Source organism: Eremococcus coleocola DSM 15696 (assembly GCF_000428865.1).
Lineage (GTDB): Bacteria > Bacillota > Bacilli > Lactobacillales > Aerococcaceae > Eremococcus > Eremococcus coleocola.
In genome coordinates this window covers 48,098-63,948 of the sequence record NZ_AUAT01000006.1, presented here as the reverse complement: position 1 = coordinate 63,948, position 15,851 = coordinate 48,098, and the positions used below count along the sequence as shown (strand labels likewise).

The following is a 15,851-nucleotide window of genomic DNA, read 5'->3' as shown; positions in this document are numbered from 1 at the left end:
GTATTATTTGAATAAGCATACGAATAAGTATTGGTGACACCCGTCTTAGAATTTGCTACAATAAATAGGAAGTCCAGCTTATTGGAAAACAAGGAGGAAATAGCATGATCTGCCCTAACTGCGGAAAAACTGTAAGAAGTAAACATCAATGTGCCCACTGTGGCCATGTTTTTAGTGCTGATGAAATAAAAGCCATGAAAAAAGGAACGGTCGTTCCTAAAAATCCAGTCTTAAAAGAAAGTTATGATTATGACGAAAACACGGGTTATGATGAATATGCCAAGGATACAGTTAATAATCAAGAATATGAGAGAGAACCAGTCATTGATTCTAAGAAAGAAAATAGGACAGTAGCAAGGGACGAGGAACTTCAAACTCAGAGAGAACCAGTGCCGACTCCTGTTGTTCCAGGTGCTCCTGAAAGTAACCAAGTAGATGCGGACGATCCTTTTCAAATTGATGAAGAAGAAATGCGACGGATTCAAGCGGAAAATGATCTGGATGAAGCTTCCAACTATGATGATCAAGACTTCGAAGAAGATTATTATGAAGATGAACCAAGACGGCGCGGTGGCTTCCTTTCAGTTTTGTGGGGAATCCTTAAATTATTAATTGCTGTTGCCATTGTCTTTCTATTATTCTTATTCGGACCACAACTTATTGGCAAAGTAACTGATTATTTTAATCAAGATAAGAGCGAGAGTAGTCAGCCAATTGGAACAAGTGAAAGTGAAATAGAAACAGGGGCTGACCCAAGCACTGGCTCTAATCAAGAAAGTAATCAAGCCGCTGAAGAACAAGGAACTTTCACAGTGAGCAACAAGGAAGTTAAGACGGATAACTACCCTATCATTGAAGTTGATTTAGCTTTTGACCAAGAATTAGAAAGTGTTGATCGGTCAACATTTAACTTTGCCATTGAACAAGATGGTCAAAAACAAGAACTAGGTCAAGCTTTTGCCTTAACTAAAGATGGTAAAAATTTAAGTCTTAAATTTAATGATCCAGGGCAAGTCGGTGACGGCCAAGTACAAATGACTTCCGAAAATTCTGACCAAGCTGGGCAAGCAAACTTATTAATTACAAGTCAGGATGGTAAGTTTGAAGAAAAAATTTCATTTGAGCGTCCACAAGCGGATCAAGCCAATGCTGAAAAACAAACTGAATTTAATAAAGCGATTGAGAGTGGAACCAACAATGATGTTTCAGTTTACTTAGCTGACGCCAGTGAACCTAGTCAAGCTTATCAACATCAAGTCAAAGAAGTAGAAGCTGCCAATGAAATAGCTTGGTTTATTCTACAAAATCTTTATGAAAAAATAGATGCCAACGAATTAACCCTAGAAGAACCCGTTGAATTAAATGAAAGTTTAATTGCTCAGGGGGATCAAGGCAATATTGCAGCTAGCAGTCCAGAAACTCCATTGACTATCAGTAATTTAGTCTATGCAATGGTTCAAGAAAATGATGTTACTGCTATGAATCATTTAATTCAAGCACTGGGTGGACCTAATCAATTTAATACTTGGTTGAATGAACATGATTACTTTGCAACTAAGGTGAATACTCTTCTTGCGGTTGATAATGAAGGTGGTTTTACAGGGGCAACTACAAGTATTCAAGATTTAGGCTTATTGTTAAATAAATTGGCCAATGATGAACTAGTTTCTGCTGAAAGTGATGCAGCCATTAAAGAACAATTACTCAATACGCCTATCAATAACAAGTATCCTGAAGCTGGTATTCCAGACGTAACAGGTCGCTATGAAATTGCTAGTGCCGATGCCAATACTAAACAAAATTATTATGCGGGTATTTTAAAAACTGAAGCCAAAAACTACATCGTGGTGATGTTGTCTGATAAAGCTAAACAAGCAGATTTCACCAAATTGTTTAATAGTTTAGCTAGCTTATTAGTAACAGGCACAGATACTAGTGACGAAAGTTCTAGTAGTGATAGCCAAGCTCAAGCTGAACCTGCTGTTGATGAAAGTAGCCAAATATCAATATTACCATCACCAAATACAGGCCAAGAAACTAATAACGCAGAAGGCACAGAGGCTAATACAAGTACAGGAAATGCTAATGGTCGAGAAGACTATTATTCTCAATTAGTTGAAAATACCGGAGAATATGTTGTCTTGCCTAACCGGTCCTATGTGAATGAAAATGGAGTTGTGGTTGAACCTAAATGGTTCAAAGCAGAAGACGGCAGTTATAAATATAACTAAGTAGTTAGTTCTTTAGTAAAACTTATATACAACCAATCTAGTGAATTTCAATTCCTAGGTTGGTTTTTTGTTTATAAATTTTTGAGAGAAACTTTTATCGTTTACTTGATTTTCATATAAATTCAAACGATGTATTTCCTTTAAATAGGCTGGTGTTCATCACCTATTAGGTGTATAATTAAGAAAAATACACGTGAAAGGTGATGTGTAATATGAGTCCTTATTTAGTAGAAATTGTTGTTCATGCCATTAAAGAAAAATATTTGACTGAGAAGGCCTTTTATAATGACCAATTAGGTATTTCACCCCAATCTTGGGATCGGTGGAAGAAAGGGGAACAAGGTCTCAAATACGAAAATATGCAAATTATATCTACTTTGTTTACCGATTATGAATGGATGCTCGTCCAAAAGATAGTTCGTCAAGCCCAACTTAGTCCTGATTTTATTCATAATCCAGTAGCAGAATATATCTATTTAAAGCAACAAATAGCCAAGACTTGGTTACAACATGATTTGGCTCGGATAGAATGGAAACATAGTCAAGAAAATGAGTTAGGTTCTGTTCGTAAGTCAAATATGGTTATTCTCAGACTTGTGGCCGATTATCAAATCTGGGGTTACTCTGATATAATTGAAATGCGTTTACCTGGGGTTATCCAAAATCAAATTGGACATGACCAACGGAAGCTATTGCAATGGGTCAATGATGAATCAGCTAAGTACGAGGAGGCTGATCAGATTTAATAAAGGAGTAGGTCATGGGAACTAAGAAAAAAACAAAAACCAAGCCTAAAAAGTCAAAGAAGAACAAACAAACGACACCTTTCATTAAGAAATGGCGTCGTTTTAAATCGAAGTTACTCCAAAAGATTGGTTCCATGACCATATTTGTGGTCGTATTTTTACTTCTCATCATGGGATTACTTTATAAGATGATAAACTTTTCAGGGCAAAATGATGGAGCCCAATTACAAGCTCAACAAGAAGCCTTTATAAGTCAGTTGGTTCCAACTGCCCAAAAATTACAAAGACAATATGGGATTTTAGCTTCTGTTTCCTTGGCTCAAGCTAGCTTAGAGTCGAATTATGGGATGAGTCAGTTGGCGAGTGACTACAATAATTTATATGGAGTTAAAACGGAGGCGGATGATGAAGCGGGTATTGATTTAGAAACCCAGGAATTCCAAGATGGATCTTGGCTTACCATTACGGACCGGTTTAAAGTATATGATTCTTGGGAGCAATCAATGACAGAACATGCACATTTAATTTATTATGGGACTAGCTGGGACCCAGCTTTTTACCAAGCAGTTTTAGAAGGAGAAACTTATCAAGCACAGGCCAAAGGGCTTCAGCTAGCAGGTTACGCAACCGATCCTGATTATGCGAATAAATTGATTGAAATGATTGAGAGCTGGGATTTGTCCCAATATGATCAACCAGAATAATATATTTTGTTTTTTATGTAAAAGACCGTGAATGCCCAGGTAAATATGGTATCATAATAAGCAGAAACTATTTGAAGTAGAGGTGAGACAATGACGAGAGACTTTTATCCAGGTCAGACAATTGGGATTATTGGGGCAAGCATTCCCTCGGCTTTATTGGCTCAAGCTGCAGGGCGCTTAGGCTATCGGGTGGCTAGTCTAGTGTTGGAAGATGTGAATCCCGTACGGCAATTTGCTTCCTGGCAAACTGTAGCAGAATCATATAATGACCAGGCTTTGACATATTTTGCTGAGCGGGTTGATTTAGTAATGGTTGAATTGGGCCTGCTCTCAAATCGTTCTTTTCAACTATTAAATAAGCTGACCGAGGTAACCTTGTCTGATGATTTAATCGCCATTACTACCGACAGATTAATAGAAAAAGCATACTTAGATAATCATCAGTGTCTAGTGGCGCCTTACTCTTTAGTGACCAACATCGAAGATATTAAAGAAGCGGTTGAGTATTTAGGTTTTCCTTGTGTTTTAAAAGCAAGTCAAAGAAACGTAGCCCAAGCTGATGATAATCTCATCCTTTATTCAACCGAAGATTATCCTGCTGCTCAGGCTAAATTAGAAATTGGAACTTGTATTTTAGAAGCATGGATTCCTGTTGAGCATAAGGCCTCGCTGACCATCGTACGAAACCAACAAGGCGAAACCCTCTTATATCCAATCTTTGAGGAGGTTAGTCAAGGGGATGTGTCAGGCAGTCAAGTGCGTTTTCCTGTCTCCTTACCAGCCTTTATTCAAGAGGAAATCGAGCGCATTGGCTTTGAGCTAGCTCAAAAATTATCCTTGGTGGGTGCAACTACGCTCAAGGTCTTTATTACTTCTGCTGATGTGATTTATGTGAATGGTGCTACCATCGGCTTAGGACAAGAGGCCATCTTCACTTTAGGTACTACATCCATGGATCAATTCCAGGCTACGGTCCGAGCGAGCTTAGGTCTTCCTTTACCTGAATTAAGAATTATGGCTAAGGCAGCTATTTCGATTCCCTTAAATCAGTTAAATCAGGAACAAGTTCTAACGCAATACCGTCTGCGGAATGATTGGCACTTTGCCTTGTTTAATCCGATGGGATCTGATCCTGATAAATTAAGTGGTTATGTCGTAGTTACGGGGGACTCCTTGGCTTCCTGTGAACGGCAAATCGAAATAACTGAATTAATGGCTTAAGAAAAAGCGGCAATATTGGCAAGCGGTGAAAGACTTTGCTTTTTGCTTGATCGATTATACTAACTGTTGAAATGATAAGAATTATTCATATTAAATAATTGGGAGGGACTGAGCTTTTTGCTTAGTTCCTCATTTTTTTTACAAAATTAGGAGTTATATTATTTTGTACTCTCAGCTTTTTTGTAATGATCCGTGTGACGGTAAAATGCTAGAACCCAGTTAGAGGAAAATTCCTGACTTGGCATAAAGTATAGAAAAATCACACAAAAATACCTAACTGAACCAAAAGTTAAGAAAAGGAAGGCTTAAATTCTTTACTTTAAAGGAAAGTGAGGATTTTTGCTTTTTTAATGGATGTCACTTAAAAAGTCTGGTTAGATTCGATATAATAGAAGCCGTGTATACGTAAAGTCCTTGAAAGAAATCAGTGACGGAGGAAATCCTTAAATGACAGATTTACAAAAAAGTATTGATTTATTAAATGACCGCCAACGGCAGGCGGTTTTGACTACCGAAGGTCCAGTCTTAATTGCTGCCGGAGCTGGTTCGGGTAAAACCCGAGTTTTGACTCACCGGATTGCTTATTTGGTCCAAGCTAAGCAGGTAAATCCCTGGAATATTTTGGCCATTACCTTTACCAATAAAGCTGCCAATGAAATGAAAGAACGGGTTCAAGCTTTAGTGGGTCCTGCGGCCGAATCAATTTGGGTTTCTACCTTTCATGCCATGTGTGCTCGGATTTTACGGCGGGAGGCGGCCAAGGTTGGTTATAGCAGCAATTTCACGATTATCGACCAAGGTGAACAAGCAACCTTAATGAAAAACATCTTGAAAGAACTTAATCTTGATGGCAAACAGTTCAATTATAAAGACTTTTTATATGTAATTGATGATGCCAAGAATAAAGGCCAGTTACCAGAAGACTTTGCTGCCAGTCATGCAGGATTTATAGAAGACATTCAAGCCAATGTTTATACCAAATATCAAGCCTACTTAAAAGCGAACAATTCCATGGACTTCAATGATTTGATTTTGTTAACAGTAAAATTATTGGAAGAAAATGAAGAAACCCGTTTGTTTTATCAACATAAGTTTCAATATATCCATGTGGATGAATACCAAGATACCAACCAGAGCCAGTATCTTCTCGTCCAATTATTGACGGGTATCCTACGGAATGTTTGTGTGGTCGGTGATGCTGACCAGAGTATTTATGGTTGGCGGGGAGCGAATATGGAAAATATCCTTAATTTTGAAGAGGATTTCCCCGATGCAACTACGATTCTCTTAGAGCAAAATTATCGGTCTACCCAGACTATTTTGAATGCTGCCAATTCAGTGATTGAAAACAATAAATCACGGCAAGCCAAAAAATTATGGTCAAATAAATCCAAAGGGGAAAAAGTATCCTTTTATATTGCAGATAATGACCGGTCCGAAGCCATGTATGTGACGGCAACCATTGAGCGGTTAAAACAAAGTCAGCAAGCCAAAAACCAGGACATTGCGGTCCTATACCGGACCCAAGCTCAATCCCGGAGTTTAGAAGACCAGTTTCTTAAAGCCAACCTGGCTTATCGCATTGTGGGGGGGTTAAAATTCTATTCCCGGAAGGAAATCCAAGATACCTTGGCTTATCTACGGCTGATTGATAATCCTTCGGATAATTTAAGTTTTAGACGAATTGTAAATGTACCCAAACGTGGGATTGGCCAGACCTCAGTCGATAAATTACAAGATTTAGCCAATCAAATGGGCTTGTCCTTGTATGAAGCCATGGAACAGATGGTCTTATCTGATATTCCCAGTCGGACACAGGCTAAATTTATCGCCTTTAAAACCATGATTGACCAACTGCGTCAACAAGCTGAATTCCTACCAATATCTGATTTGGTCGACCAAGTTTGGCAGCAGTCAGGGTATCTAGCAGACTTACAAAAAAATAAGGACATTGAGTCTATGACTCGGATTGAAAACTTAGAAGAGTTTGCTTCAGTAACTAAAAGCTTTGATGAAGAGGACCAGTCCATGCGGCTAGAAGCAGATCCTGATATGGTTGACCCTGATCAAGATGATCAAGCCGAGACTGACCTTAGTCAGCGCCAATTACTAACCCTCTTCTTAACCGATATTTCCTTGGTCACCGACCGAGAGAATAATGAAAACCAAGATCCTGACCAAGTGACCCTCATGACTCTTCATGCAGCCAAAGGGTTAGAATTTCCTTATGTATTTATGGTAGGAATGGAAGAAGGACTCTTTCCTTTAAGACGGGCGAGTGAAAATGAAGAGGAATTAGAAGAAGAACGCCGCTTAGCCTATGTTGGTATGACCCGAGCTCAAGACCAACTCTTCCTGTCAGCTTCAGCTAATCGACTCTTATACGGCCAGTACCAACATAATCTACCGAGTCGTTTTATTGATGAGATTGATTCAGAGTTACTGGAAGTTAAAAACGATGGCATCAACCACTTGGCTTCCAGTTCATGGAAGACGTCCCCTAGTTTTTCTAGTTTTGGCACAAGTATATCAAGCGCTTCTGGACGCCAGAGTGCCAATTCAGTGCGTCTGTCTAAACACCGACCTAAAACCAGTCGATCTAAGGCTGGACTAACTATGACTAAACAAGGGCAACAAGAAAACCAAGTGGAATGGCAAGTGGGAGACAAAGCCAGCCATAAGTTGTGGGGCACAGGTACAGTAATTGCTGTCAAAGATTCTGGTAAGGATAAGACCTTGTCTATTGCCTTTGAATCGCAAGGAATTAAACATTTATTAGCCTCCTTTGCACCGATTACAAAAGTTGACTAATCTAAGATGGCAGATGTTTGAAACAATGGTATAATTGAAAGACTAAAAAGGAGGGTCTTAGGCATGAAAGAAATCAAGGAAATGACCTTAGACGATTACCAAGATTTAAAGGAGCAGTTGAATCAGCTTGCCTACGCTTATTATGTCTTAGATAAGCCTCAAGCTGAAGATGCAGTCTATGACCAGATGTACCGTCAATTAGAAAATCTTGAAAAAATTCATCCTGATTGGTTAAGTCCAGATTCGCCTACTCAGAGGATTGGCGACCAGGTCCTAGCAGGTTTTGAAAAAGTCACCCATCTTGAGCCTTTGTACTCCTTGGCTAATGCTTTCTCGGAAGAAGAGGTTGTAGCCTTTATTGATCGGGTTCAAAATCAAGTGTCTGGACCTTTGACCTTCATGTGTGAGTGTAAAATTGATGGTTTATCAATCTCCCTTCGCTATGAAGACGGTCTTTTTGTCCAAGGGGCAACTCGGGGGGATGGTAGGGTTGGGGAGAATATTACCAGTAACCTTCGGACTATCAAAGCACTTCCCTTAAGATTACAAAAACCGGTGTCAGGCGAATTCCGTGGTGAGGCCTATATGCCAAAAGCAGTTTTCCAAAAATTGAATGAAAGTCGTGATTTAGCTGGCCTTGCTCCGTTTGCTAATCCAAGAAATGCAGCGGCAGGTGGCCTGCGGCAAATTAATCCTAAAGAAGCGGCAAAACGGCAATTAAATATTTTTATGTATGGGGCAGTTTACAATGAGGACTATCAGATAGATTCGCAAGCCCAGCTTTTTGATTTCCTACAAGAACTAGGTCTTAGAACGAATCCCTTGCGGCGGCTCTGCCATAATAAGGAAGAAATTATGGCTTATATTCAAGAAGTCGGCCAGAAACGGGCTGACCTCCCCTATGAAATTGATGGGGTAGTGATTAAGGTGAATCAGGTTGCGCAACAATCATCCTTAGGCTATACTGTCAAAGCACCGCACTGGGCAATTGCTTATAAGTTTAAAGCTCAAGTTGAAGCAACCCGGTTAAAAGAAGTCGAATGGACGGTTGGTCGTACTGGGGTAGTGACCCCAACCGCTGTCATGGATCCTGTTTTTCTGGCAGGAACGACGGTGCAACGCGCCTCACTCCATAACATCGATTTAATTAAAGCCCTGGATGTTCGGATTGGAGACCAGGTGGTAATTCATAAGGCAGGGGATATTATTCCGGAAATTATTGAGGTCAATTTAGATCAAAGACCGGCTGATAGCACCCCCCTAGTTATTCCTGAAACCTGTCCCGTTTGTTACCATCCCTTGGAACGGGAAGCGGGAGAGGTTGCCCTGCGTTGTCTTAACCCTCTTTGTCCGGCACAACGGTTAGCCCAAATTTCACATTTTGGCTCACGGGGAGCCATGAATATCTCAGGCTTGGGTGAAAAAGTGGTGGCCGCCTTGCTTGACCACGATATGATTCAAAATGTGGCGGACCTATACCATTTAACTTTGGCCGATTTACTGAAATTACCTAATACTAAAGAAAAATCGGCGCAAAAACTACTACAAGCAATTGAGGCTTCTAAAACCAATTCTTTAGAACGATTATTATTCGGTTTTGGTATTCGTCATGTCGGAGCAAAAGCAGCTCGCTTAGTTGCCCAAAAATTTGATACAATAGAAGCATTAAGCCAGGCATCTGAAGAAGAAATTACGAATATTGATGGTATTGGTACCATTATTGCCAAATCACTGGTAGATTTCCTTCAGGATGAAGCCAGTCATGCTTTGATTCAAGACTTGACTAATATGGGCGTCAATATGACCTATACAGGGCCAAAAGTCAATCAAACAAGTTTGGACAATGATTTTTGGCTTGATAAGACGGTTGTCTTAACTGGGACGATGGCAAGCTATAGTCGTAGTCAGGCCAAAGAAATTTTACAAGGCTTAGGGGCTAAGGTGACAGGGTCTGTCTCCAAAAATACAGACTATCTCGTGGCTGGCCAGGATGCTGGTTCAAAATTAAGTAAAGCTGAGCAATTAGGTGTGACAATCTTAGATGAGTCAGAATTCTTAGCTCAAATCAATGAAGAAAGTGAGTAATCTAATGCGCAAATCACTCAAGGTCTTATCCTTAATTAGTTTATTAAGTGTCGTATTAAGTGGGTGTTTGAACAACTTAGGTAATCAAGAAGATCGAGAAGCTTCTTTAGCGCCAAACGAAGTGAGTGTTCAAACAACGGATAATCAAATTTCAGATGAATACTATCGGGCGGTTATTACGGATGGTAAGTATAATTTAGGTATTTCTGATACTGACAATACCAACCTTTTAGGGGCACGTAATATGGCTGCTTTTGAAGCAGGTTTAATGCGGATTTCTAAATCAGTCTTTCCGACTAATCAATATTATTTACAAGAAGGACAATTAATTGATGCGGACACAATGACTGCATGGCTGAGTCGGGAATCTGAAACTAATGGTGAAGGTCTAAACCCTGAACTACCGGCAGAAGATATCAAAGATGTTGAATCCTCTTCTGAATCAACGGCACCAGGGGACCAACCTGAAGGTCAAGAGTCAGATGAATCGCAAGAGTCCCAAGCAACCGAAGCAACGGTTGTAGATGAACAAATTCCACCGATTTATCTTAACCAGATTATGGAAAAAGATATTATGGTTGAGTCAGATGATGGTTTTTCTTTAGGTGGCGTGGTAATTGGTCTTTCCATGAATTCACTCTACCAATATACCGATAGTGATGGTACCGAATATCAAACAGAAATTTCTGTGGGTGAAATGCGGGAACGCGGTAAACAGTACGCCAATATTATCGTAGGCCGATTAAGAAATACGGAACAATTGCGGTCCGTTCCGATTGTAGTCGGAATCTATGCCTCAACGCCTGATTCTGAAAATATTGGGGGCACTTATCTGCTGGATGGAATTTCCCGGGAAGGGAACAATGTGAGTGATTGGGCAGAACATAATGAATATCGCGTTTTATTACCGGTGAGAGATGATCAAAGTCAAAATGACCAATATAATTATTTCACTGATTTTGCCAACGATGTTGAGAATTTCTTCCCTAATCTTAATGGAATTTCGGGAGATGCTTGGTATATTGATAATGGCTTGGCTGAATTGAATATTGAAATTATTACTCAATTTTTCCAAGAAACAGAAATTACGGCTATCAGCCAATACGTGAATGACGTCGCGAGTCGTCGCTTGCCAGAAGGGGTACCCATTGAAATTAAGATATCTTCCGTATCTGGTTTAGAGGCCTTACTGGTGAGAAATGCTAACTCAGACCAGTTCCAAGTAACAATTTTGAATTAAAAGAAGAGGAGCGAATACATGTTAGGAATAGATAATTTTGAGCGGGTAGCTAAACTAGCTAAACTTAATATTGCGGCTGATCGTGCAGCAGCCTTTGAAGCTGACATTCAAGAGATTGTTAGCATGGTTCAACAATTACAAGAAGTCGATACCGAAGGCGTTCAACCAACTTACTTTGGTAATGCCTTAGAAAATATTTACCGTCCCGACCAAGCCAAGTTATCTGGTAAACGGGAAGCTTTCTTAGCCAATACACCGGAGAGTCAAGATGGCTTTATCAAGGTGCCAGCTATTTTAGAAAGTGGGGAAGAATAGAATGGTAGAATTTTCAAAAACCTTACACGGGATTAAAGCTGATTTAGCAGCAGGTAATTATAGCTCTAAAGATTTGGTGACCGCTATTTACGCCGATATCGAGCAAAAGGATGAAGCCATTAATGCATTTATTACTTTAAATAAAGAACAAGCCTTAGCGGCAGCAGAACAAGCCGATCAAATTGGCTATGGTTCAGATGCTCCTGTCTTAAATGGTATTCCTCTAGCAATTAAAGACAATATTTTAACGGAAGGTTTAAGAACCACCGCGGCCTCAAAAATGTTAGAAAACTTTGTGCCAACTTATGATGCGACGGTGATTGCTAAACTAAAAGCGGCCGGTGCCATTATTATTGGTAAGGTCAATATGGATGAATTTGCCATGGGTGGGTCCAACCAAACTTCTTATTTCGGACCCGTCCATAATCCTTGGGACTTAGAACGAGTACCTGGGGGATCTTCTGGTGGATCAGCTGCAGTGGTAGCTAGCCAACAAGTACCAGGAGCTTTAGGTACTGATACGGGGGGGTCTGTCCGTAACCCAGCTGCCTTTAATGGTTTAGTTGGGATGAAACCAACCTACGGCACGGTTTCTCGGTTAGGGGTTATCTCTTTCGGTTCTTCCTTAGACCAAGTAGGTCCATTAACTCATACCGTGGCTGATAATGCCTTACTACTAGAAGTGATTGCAGGTCATGATGAAGGCGATTCGACTTCACTACCAACTGATCAATATGATTTTTCAAGCAAAATTGGTCAAGACCTTAAAGGAATGAAGATTGCTTTCCCTAAAGAATATAAAGTAGATTCAATTAATACTGAAATCCGGCAACGGATGCAAGAAGCCGCTGACTTCTTTGAAAGCCAAGGTGCAACCGTGGAAGAAGTTTCCCTACCGCATTCTGTTTATGGGATTAATGTGTATTATATTATTGCTTCTTCTGAAGCATCTTCAAACTTACAACGTTATGATGGTATCCGTTATGGTTATCGGTCTGAAGCAGCTCAAACTTTAGAAGAAGTTTACGTGCAATCACGGTCAGAAGGATTCGGTGATGAAGTGAAACGTCGGATTATCTTAGGAACCTTTTCTTTATCTGCTGGAGCCTTTGACTTGTACTTCAAGAAGGCAGCCCAAGTACGGACTCTCATCAAGCAAGAATTCCAAGCAGTCTTCGACCAATATGATTTAATTATGGGACCAACAACTACCTCTACTGCCTTCTTAATTGGAGGTAAAGAAACTAAAGACCCAGTAGAAATGTATACAGCTGACTTATTAACGGTCAATTCCAACTTAACCGGTCTACCTGCCATTTCAATTCCAGCGGGCTTAGACCAAGCGGGTCTACCGATTGGCTTACAATTAATGGCTAAAGCTCAAGATGAAGCTACTTTATACCAAGTAGCTCACGCTTTCGAACAAGGTCATGATTATTTAAGCCAAGAACCTAATTTTGTGAAGGGAGACAAGTAATGAACTTTGAAACTGTCATTGGACTTGAAGTCCATGTAGAACTAAAAACTGAAACCAAGATTTTCTCTAGCTCTCCCGCTCACTTTGGAGCTGAGCCTAACTCAAATACCAATGAAAAAGACTGGGCCTACCCAGGGGCGCTACCTGTTCTTAATAAGGCAGCCATTGAATTTGGGATGCGGGCAGCCTTAGCTTTAAACTGTCATATTGCAGAAACTATGCGCTTTGACCGGAAAAATTACTTCTATCCTGATAACCCAGCCGCTTATCAAATTTCCCAAAATGATTTTCCAATCGGGACGAATGGGTGGATTGAAATCGAAGTCAATGGTCATAAGAAAAAAATCCGAATTGAACGGGTTCACTTGGAAGAAGATGCAGGTAAAAATACCCACGGTACCGATGGCTTCTCCTATGTAGACTTGAACCGTCAAGGAACCCCCTTGATTGAAATCGTATCGGAAGCGGATATGCGGTCACCGGAAGAAGCATATGCTTACCTTGAAGCCTTACGGGAAAAAATCTTATACACTGATGTTTCTGATGTCCGGATGGAAGAAGGATCCCTTCGTTGTGACGCCAATATCTCTATTCGCCCTTATGGTCAAGAAAAATTTGGGACTAAAACAGAGCTGAAGAACTTAAACTCCTTTAACTATGTACGTAAAGGTTTAGCCTTTGAAGAGGCCCGTCAAGCGGATATTATACGGGCTGGGGGTATCATCCAACAAGAAACTCGACGTTATGATGAAGCAACTGGCGACACAATCTTGATGCGGGTCAAAGAAGGGGCGGCCGATTATCGTTACTTCCCCGAACCAGATATTCCACCGGTACATATTAGCCGTGATTGGGTGGAAAAAGTTAAAGCTGAATTACCTGAGATGCCAGACCAACGTCGTCAGCGGTATGTTGAAAAATATGAATTACCTGAATATGATGCCATGGTTTTAACTCAAACTAAGTTAATGTCAGATTTCTTTGATCAAACGGTAGCTGAAGGAGCTGACCCTAAACAAACTTCTAACTGGTTGATGGGCGAAGTGTCTGCCCACTTAAATAAGGCGCAAGTATCCTTGAATGAAACTGAATTAACGCCCCATAATTTGAGTCAAATGATTCAATTAATTGATAAGGGAACCATTTCATCTAAAATCGCTAAGAAACTCTTTAAAATCTTAGTGACTGAAGGTGGTGATGCTGAGGAAGTCGTCGAAGCCCAAGGGATGGCCCAAATTTCTGATCCAGCCAAATTGCAACCAATGATTGATGAAGCCATTGCTAATAATCCTCAATCAGTTGAAGATTATAAGAATGGTAAAGGACGGGCACTTGGATTCTTTGTCGGTCAAATTATGAAAGCCTCTAAGGGAAAAGCCAATCCACAAGTAATTAATCAATTATTAGAAGAAACCTTAGCGAAATTATAAGTTTAAAAGAAGAAAAGTCGGACAAAGAATGTATTTCTTTATCTGACTTTTTAACTATTTTCTCATAAAAAATATGCTAGATAACATTGATTCCTTTAAGTTTTCATGGTATCTTTTAAATACTTAATATTTTTTAAAGATTATTATCGAATTATAAAGGAAGGGTTACTGCGATGAAAAAGTTCTTAAAGCTCGTGATGGGTGTTTTTGTTCTTTTTGGGTTAATCTATTGTGGAGGTTTCTTTTACTTTCAAGACCATTTTAATTTCAATTCTCAATATGCAGGGATTGATATTTCTAACCTTACAGTCAAAGCAGCGAGCGACAAAGTTGAAAAACAACTCTTAGCTAAAGAATATAAATTAATCGAGGATGGCCAAACAGTTAAAAAAATTCAATTGGCTGATTTAAAGCCAACTTTCAACTTAAATAAATCAATCAAGCAAGCCTTTAAGCAACAAGACCATGCTAATTGGATGAGTGAAATGCTGACGGCTAAGGTGTATGCTGATAGTTTAGGTCAAGAAGTTGATTTAGATGTGGCTGATTTAGCCTCTGATTTAAATCAAAGTGAGCTTAAGGGGAACAAACGCAAACCTGCCATCCAAGCAGAATTGGCTTATGATGAAGCTAAAGGATACTACGCAACAGAAGGACAGGCTGGCACTGAAATCCAAGCAGAAAAGCTGGAAGAAGTTCTAGATCAAGCTTTAACCACTAAAGAAACAGACATTAAATTAGAAGAAGCTTATGATCAACCAATCGCAGTGGAAGATAATAAGAAACTTCAAGATAAGTTAACTAAAATCGATAAAATTGCAAATAATGAATTTTCTTTTGAATTAGGTGGTGACACCGTTGAAACTGACAAAAAGAAGATTGAATCATGGATGACTTTATCGGATGATGATGAAATTCAATTAGACCGCGAAGCCATTGCTGCTTATTTAACCGAGCTCAATGAAAAATATTCAACCTTTAATAAATATCGTGAATTTAATTCGACTAACTTTGGTAAAGTAGAAGTCCAACCAGGAATTTTAGGTTGGGAAATTGATGTTGAAGCCGAAACAGAAGCCATTGCTTCAGCTTTAGAAGCGGGCAAGTCAGTTCCAGCTGAGCCAGTCTTTTACTCTACTGGAGGAATTGCAGGGGCAGCTGATGATATTGGTGATACTTATGTTGAGGTTGATTTAGCTAGTCAAACTATGTACCTATACTATGAAGGTACCCTAATTACAGAAACCCCTATTGTTTCAGGTAAAGATGGGGCTGAAACAGTACCAGGAGCCAATGCTGTCATTGAAATGCTAACTGACACGAATTTAGTGGGGTACAATCAATTCTACAATGTGAATTATTCAACCCCAGTATCCTACTGGATTCGTTTTGATGATAAGGCCCAAGGTATTCATGACGCTTCTTGGCAATCAGCCTTTGGTGGCGATGTCCATACCTATGCAGGTTCACTGGGTTGTATTAACACTCCATATGACCAAGTATCTTTAATCTATTCTTATGTGGATTACGGGACCCCTGTGATTGTTTTCTAAGTTAAAAAAATAGATCTAGTGATTATTTAAAATAAAAA

At 39.7% G+C, this 15,851-nt stretch carries 11 protein-coding genes; all 11 read left to right on the top strand.

Annotation, left to right across the window (positions count from 1 at the left end):
* Positions 1-194: 194 nt before the first annotated feature.
* The 11 genes from G396_RS0102255 (at position 195) to G396_RS0102205 (ending at position 15,813) form a co-directional block, all read left to right on the top strand.
* A complete protein-coding gene (locus G396_RS0102255; protein ID WP_162139957.1) occupies positions 195-2,231 on the top strand; it encodes a serine hydrolase in 2,037 nt (678 codons plus the stop codon).
* A gap of 212 nt (positions 2,232-2,443) precedes the next feature.
* Complete coding sequence (locus G396_RS0102250) at positions 2,444-2,977, top strand: hypothetical protein (RefSeq protein ID WP_006418549.1); 534 nt, start codon at positions 2,444-2,446, stop codon at positions 2,975-2,977.
* A gap of 14 nt (positions 2,978-2,991) precedes the next feature.
* Positions 2,992-3,681 carry a glycoside hydrolase family 73 protein gene (locus G396_RS0102245; RefSeq protein ID WP_051221067.1) on the top strand — a complete coding sequence of 230 codons (690 nt, stop codon included), beginning with the start codon at positions 2,992-2,994 and terminating at the stop codon, positions 3,679-3,681.
* A 90-nt stretch (positions 3,682-3,771) separates the two neighbouring features.
* Complete coding sequence (locus G396_RS0102240) at positions 3,772-4,902, top strand: ATP-grasp domain-containing protein (RefSeq protein WP_028124918.1); 1,131 nt, start codon at positions 3,772-3,774, stop codon at positions 4,900-4,902.
* Between the two features lie 447 nt (positions 4,903-5,349).
* Entirely contained in the window at positions 5,350-7,713 is a 2,364-nt protein-coding gene (gene pcrA / locus G396_RS0102235) for a DNA helicase PcrA (protein ID WP_028124917.1), read from the top strand.
* Between the two features lie 63 nt (positions 7,714-7,776).
* Positions 7,777-9,798 carry an NAD-dependent DNA ligase LigA gene (gene ligA / locus G396_RS0102230; RefSeq protein WP_028124916.1) on the top strand — a complete coding sequence of 674 codons (2,022 nt, stop codon included), beginning with the start codon at positions 7,777-7,779 and terminating at the stop codon, positions 9,796-9,798.
* A gap of 4 nt (positions 9,799-9,802) precedes the next feature.
* Positions 9,803-11,038 carry a CamS family sex pheromone protein gene (locus G396_RS0102225; protein ID WP_028124915.1) on the top strand — a complete coding sequence of 412 codons (1,236 nt, stop codon included), beginning with the start codon at positions 9,803-9,805 and terminating at the stop codon, positions 11,036-11,038.
* 18 nt (positions 11,039-11,056) lie between these two features.
* Positions 11,057-11,353: an Asp-tRNA(Asn)/Glu-tRNA(Gln) amidotransferase subunit GatC gene (gene gatC, locus G396_RS0102220; protein WP_028124914.1), complete on the top strand. Its 297-nt coding sequence runs from the start codon at positions 11,057-11,059 to the stop codon at positions 11,351-11,353.
* Position 11,354: 1 nt separating this feature from the next.
* Positions 11,355-12,830, top strand: coding sequence for an Asp-tRNA(Asn)/Glu-tRNA(Gln) amidotransferase subunit GatA (gene gatA / locus G396_RS0102215; protein WP_028124913.1), 1,476 nt, complete (start codon positions 11,355-11,357; stop codon positions 12,828-12,830).
* Positions 12,830-14,260 (top strand): Asp-tRNA(Asn)/Glu-tRNA(Gln) amidotransferase subunit GatB, encoded by a 1,431-nt coding sequence (gene gatB / locus G396_RS0102210; protein WP_028124912.1) that lies wholly within the window; start codon positions 12,830-12,832, stop codon positions 14,258-14,260. The genes gatA and gatB overlap by 1 nt, the downstream gene beginning before the upstream one ends.
* Positions 14,261-14,433: 173 nt before the next feature.
* On the top strand, positions 14,434-15,813 hold the full coding sequence (locus tag G396_RS0102205) for a L,D-transpeptidase family protein (RefSeq protein WP_028124911.1): 1,380 nt from the start codon (positions 14,434-14,436) through the stop codon (positions 15,811-15,813).
* Positions 15,814-15,851: the final 38 nt, after the last annotated feature.

Excerpts from the sequence above, each read along its gene's own strand:
- G396_RS0102255 (WP_162139957.1), top strand. The coding sequence starts at position 195 with ATGAAAAAAGGAACGGTCGTTCCTAAAAATCCAGTCTTAAAAGAAAGT.
- G396_RS0102250 (WP_006418549.1), top strand. The coding sequence starts at position 2,444 with ATGAGTCCTTATTTAGTAGAAATTGTTGTTCATGCCATTAAAGAAAAA.
- G396_RS0102245 (WP_051221067.1), top strand. The coding sequence starts at position 2,992 with ATGGGAACTAAGAAAAAAACAAAAACCAAGCCTAAAAAGTCAAAGAAG.
- G396_RS0102240 (WP_028124918.1), top strand. The coding sequence starts at position 3,772 with ATGACGAGAGACTTTTATCCAGGTCAGACAATTGGGATTATTGGGGCA.
- pcrA (WP_028124917.1), top strand. The coding sequence starts at position 5,350 with ATGACAGATTTACAAAAAAGTATTGATTTATTAAATGACCGCCAACGG.
- ligA (WP_028124916.1), top strand. The coding sequence starts at position 7,777 with ATGAAAGAAATCAAGGAAATGACCTTAGACGATTACCAAGATTTAAAG.
- G396_RS0102225 (WP_028124915.1), top strand. The coding sequence starts at position 9,803 with ATGCGCAAATCACTCAAGGTCTTATCCTTAATTAGTTTATTAAGTGTC.
- gatC (WP_028124914.1), top strand. The coding sequence starts at position 11,057 with ATGTTAGGAATAGATAATTTTGAGCGGGTAGCTAAACTAGCTAAACTT.
- gatA (WP_028124913.1), top strand. The coding sequence starts at position 11,355 with ATGGTAGAATTTTCAAAAACCTTACACGGGATTAAAGCTGATTTAGCA.
- gatB (WP_028124912.1), top strand. The coding sequence starts at position 12,830 with ATGAACTTTGAAACTGTCATTGGACTTGAAGTCCATGTAGAACTAAAA.
- G396_RS0102205 (WP_028124911.1), top strand. The coding sequence starts at position 14,434 with ATGAAAAAGTTCTTAAAGCTCGTGATGGGTGTTTTTGTTCTTTTTGGG.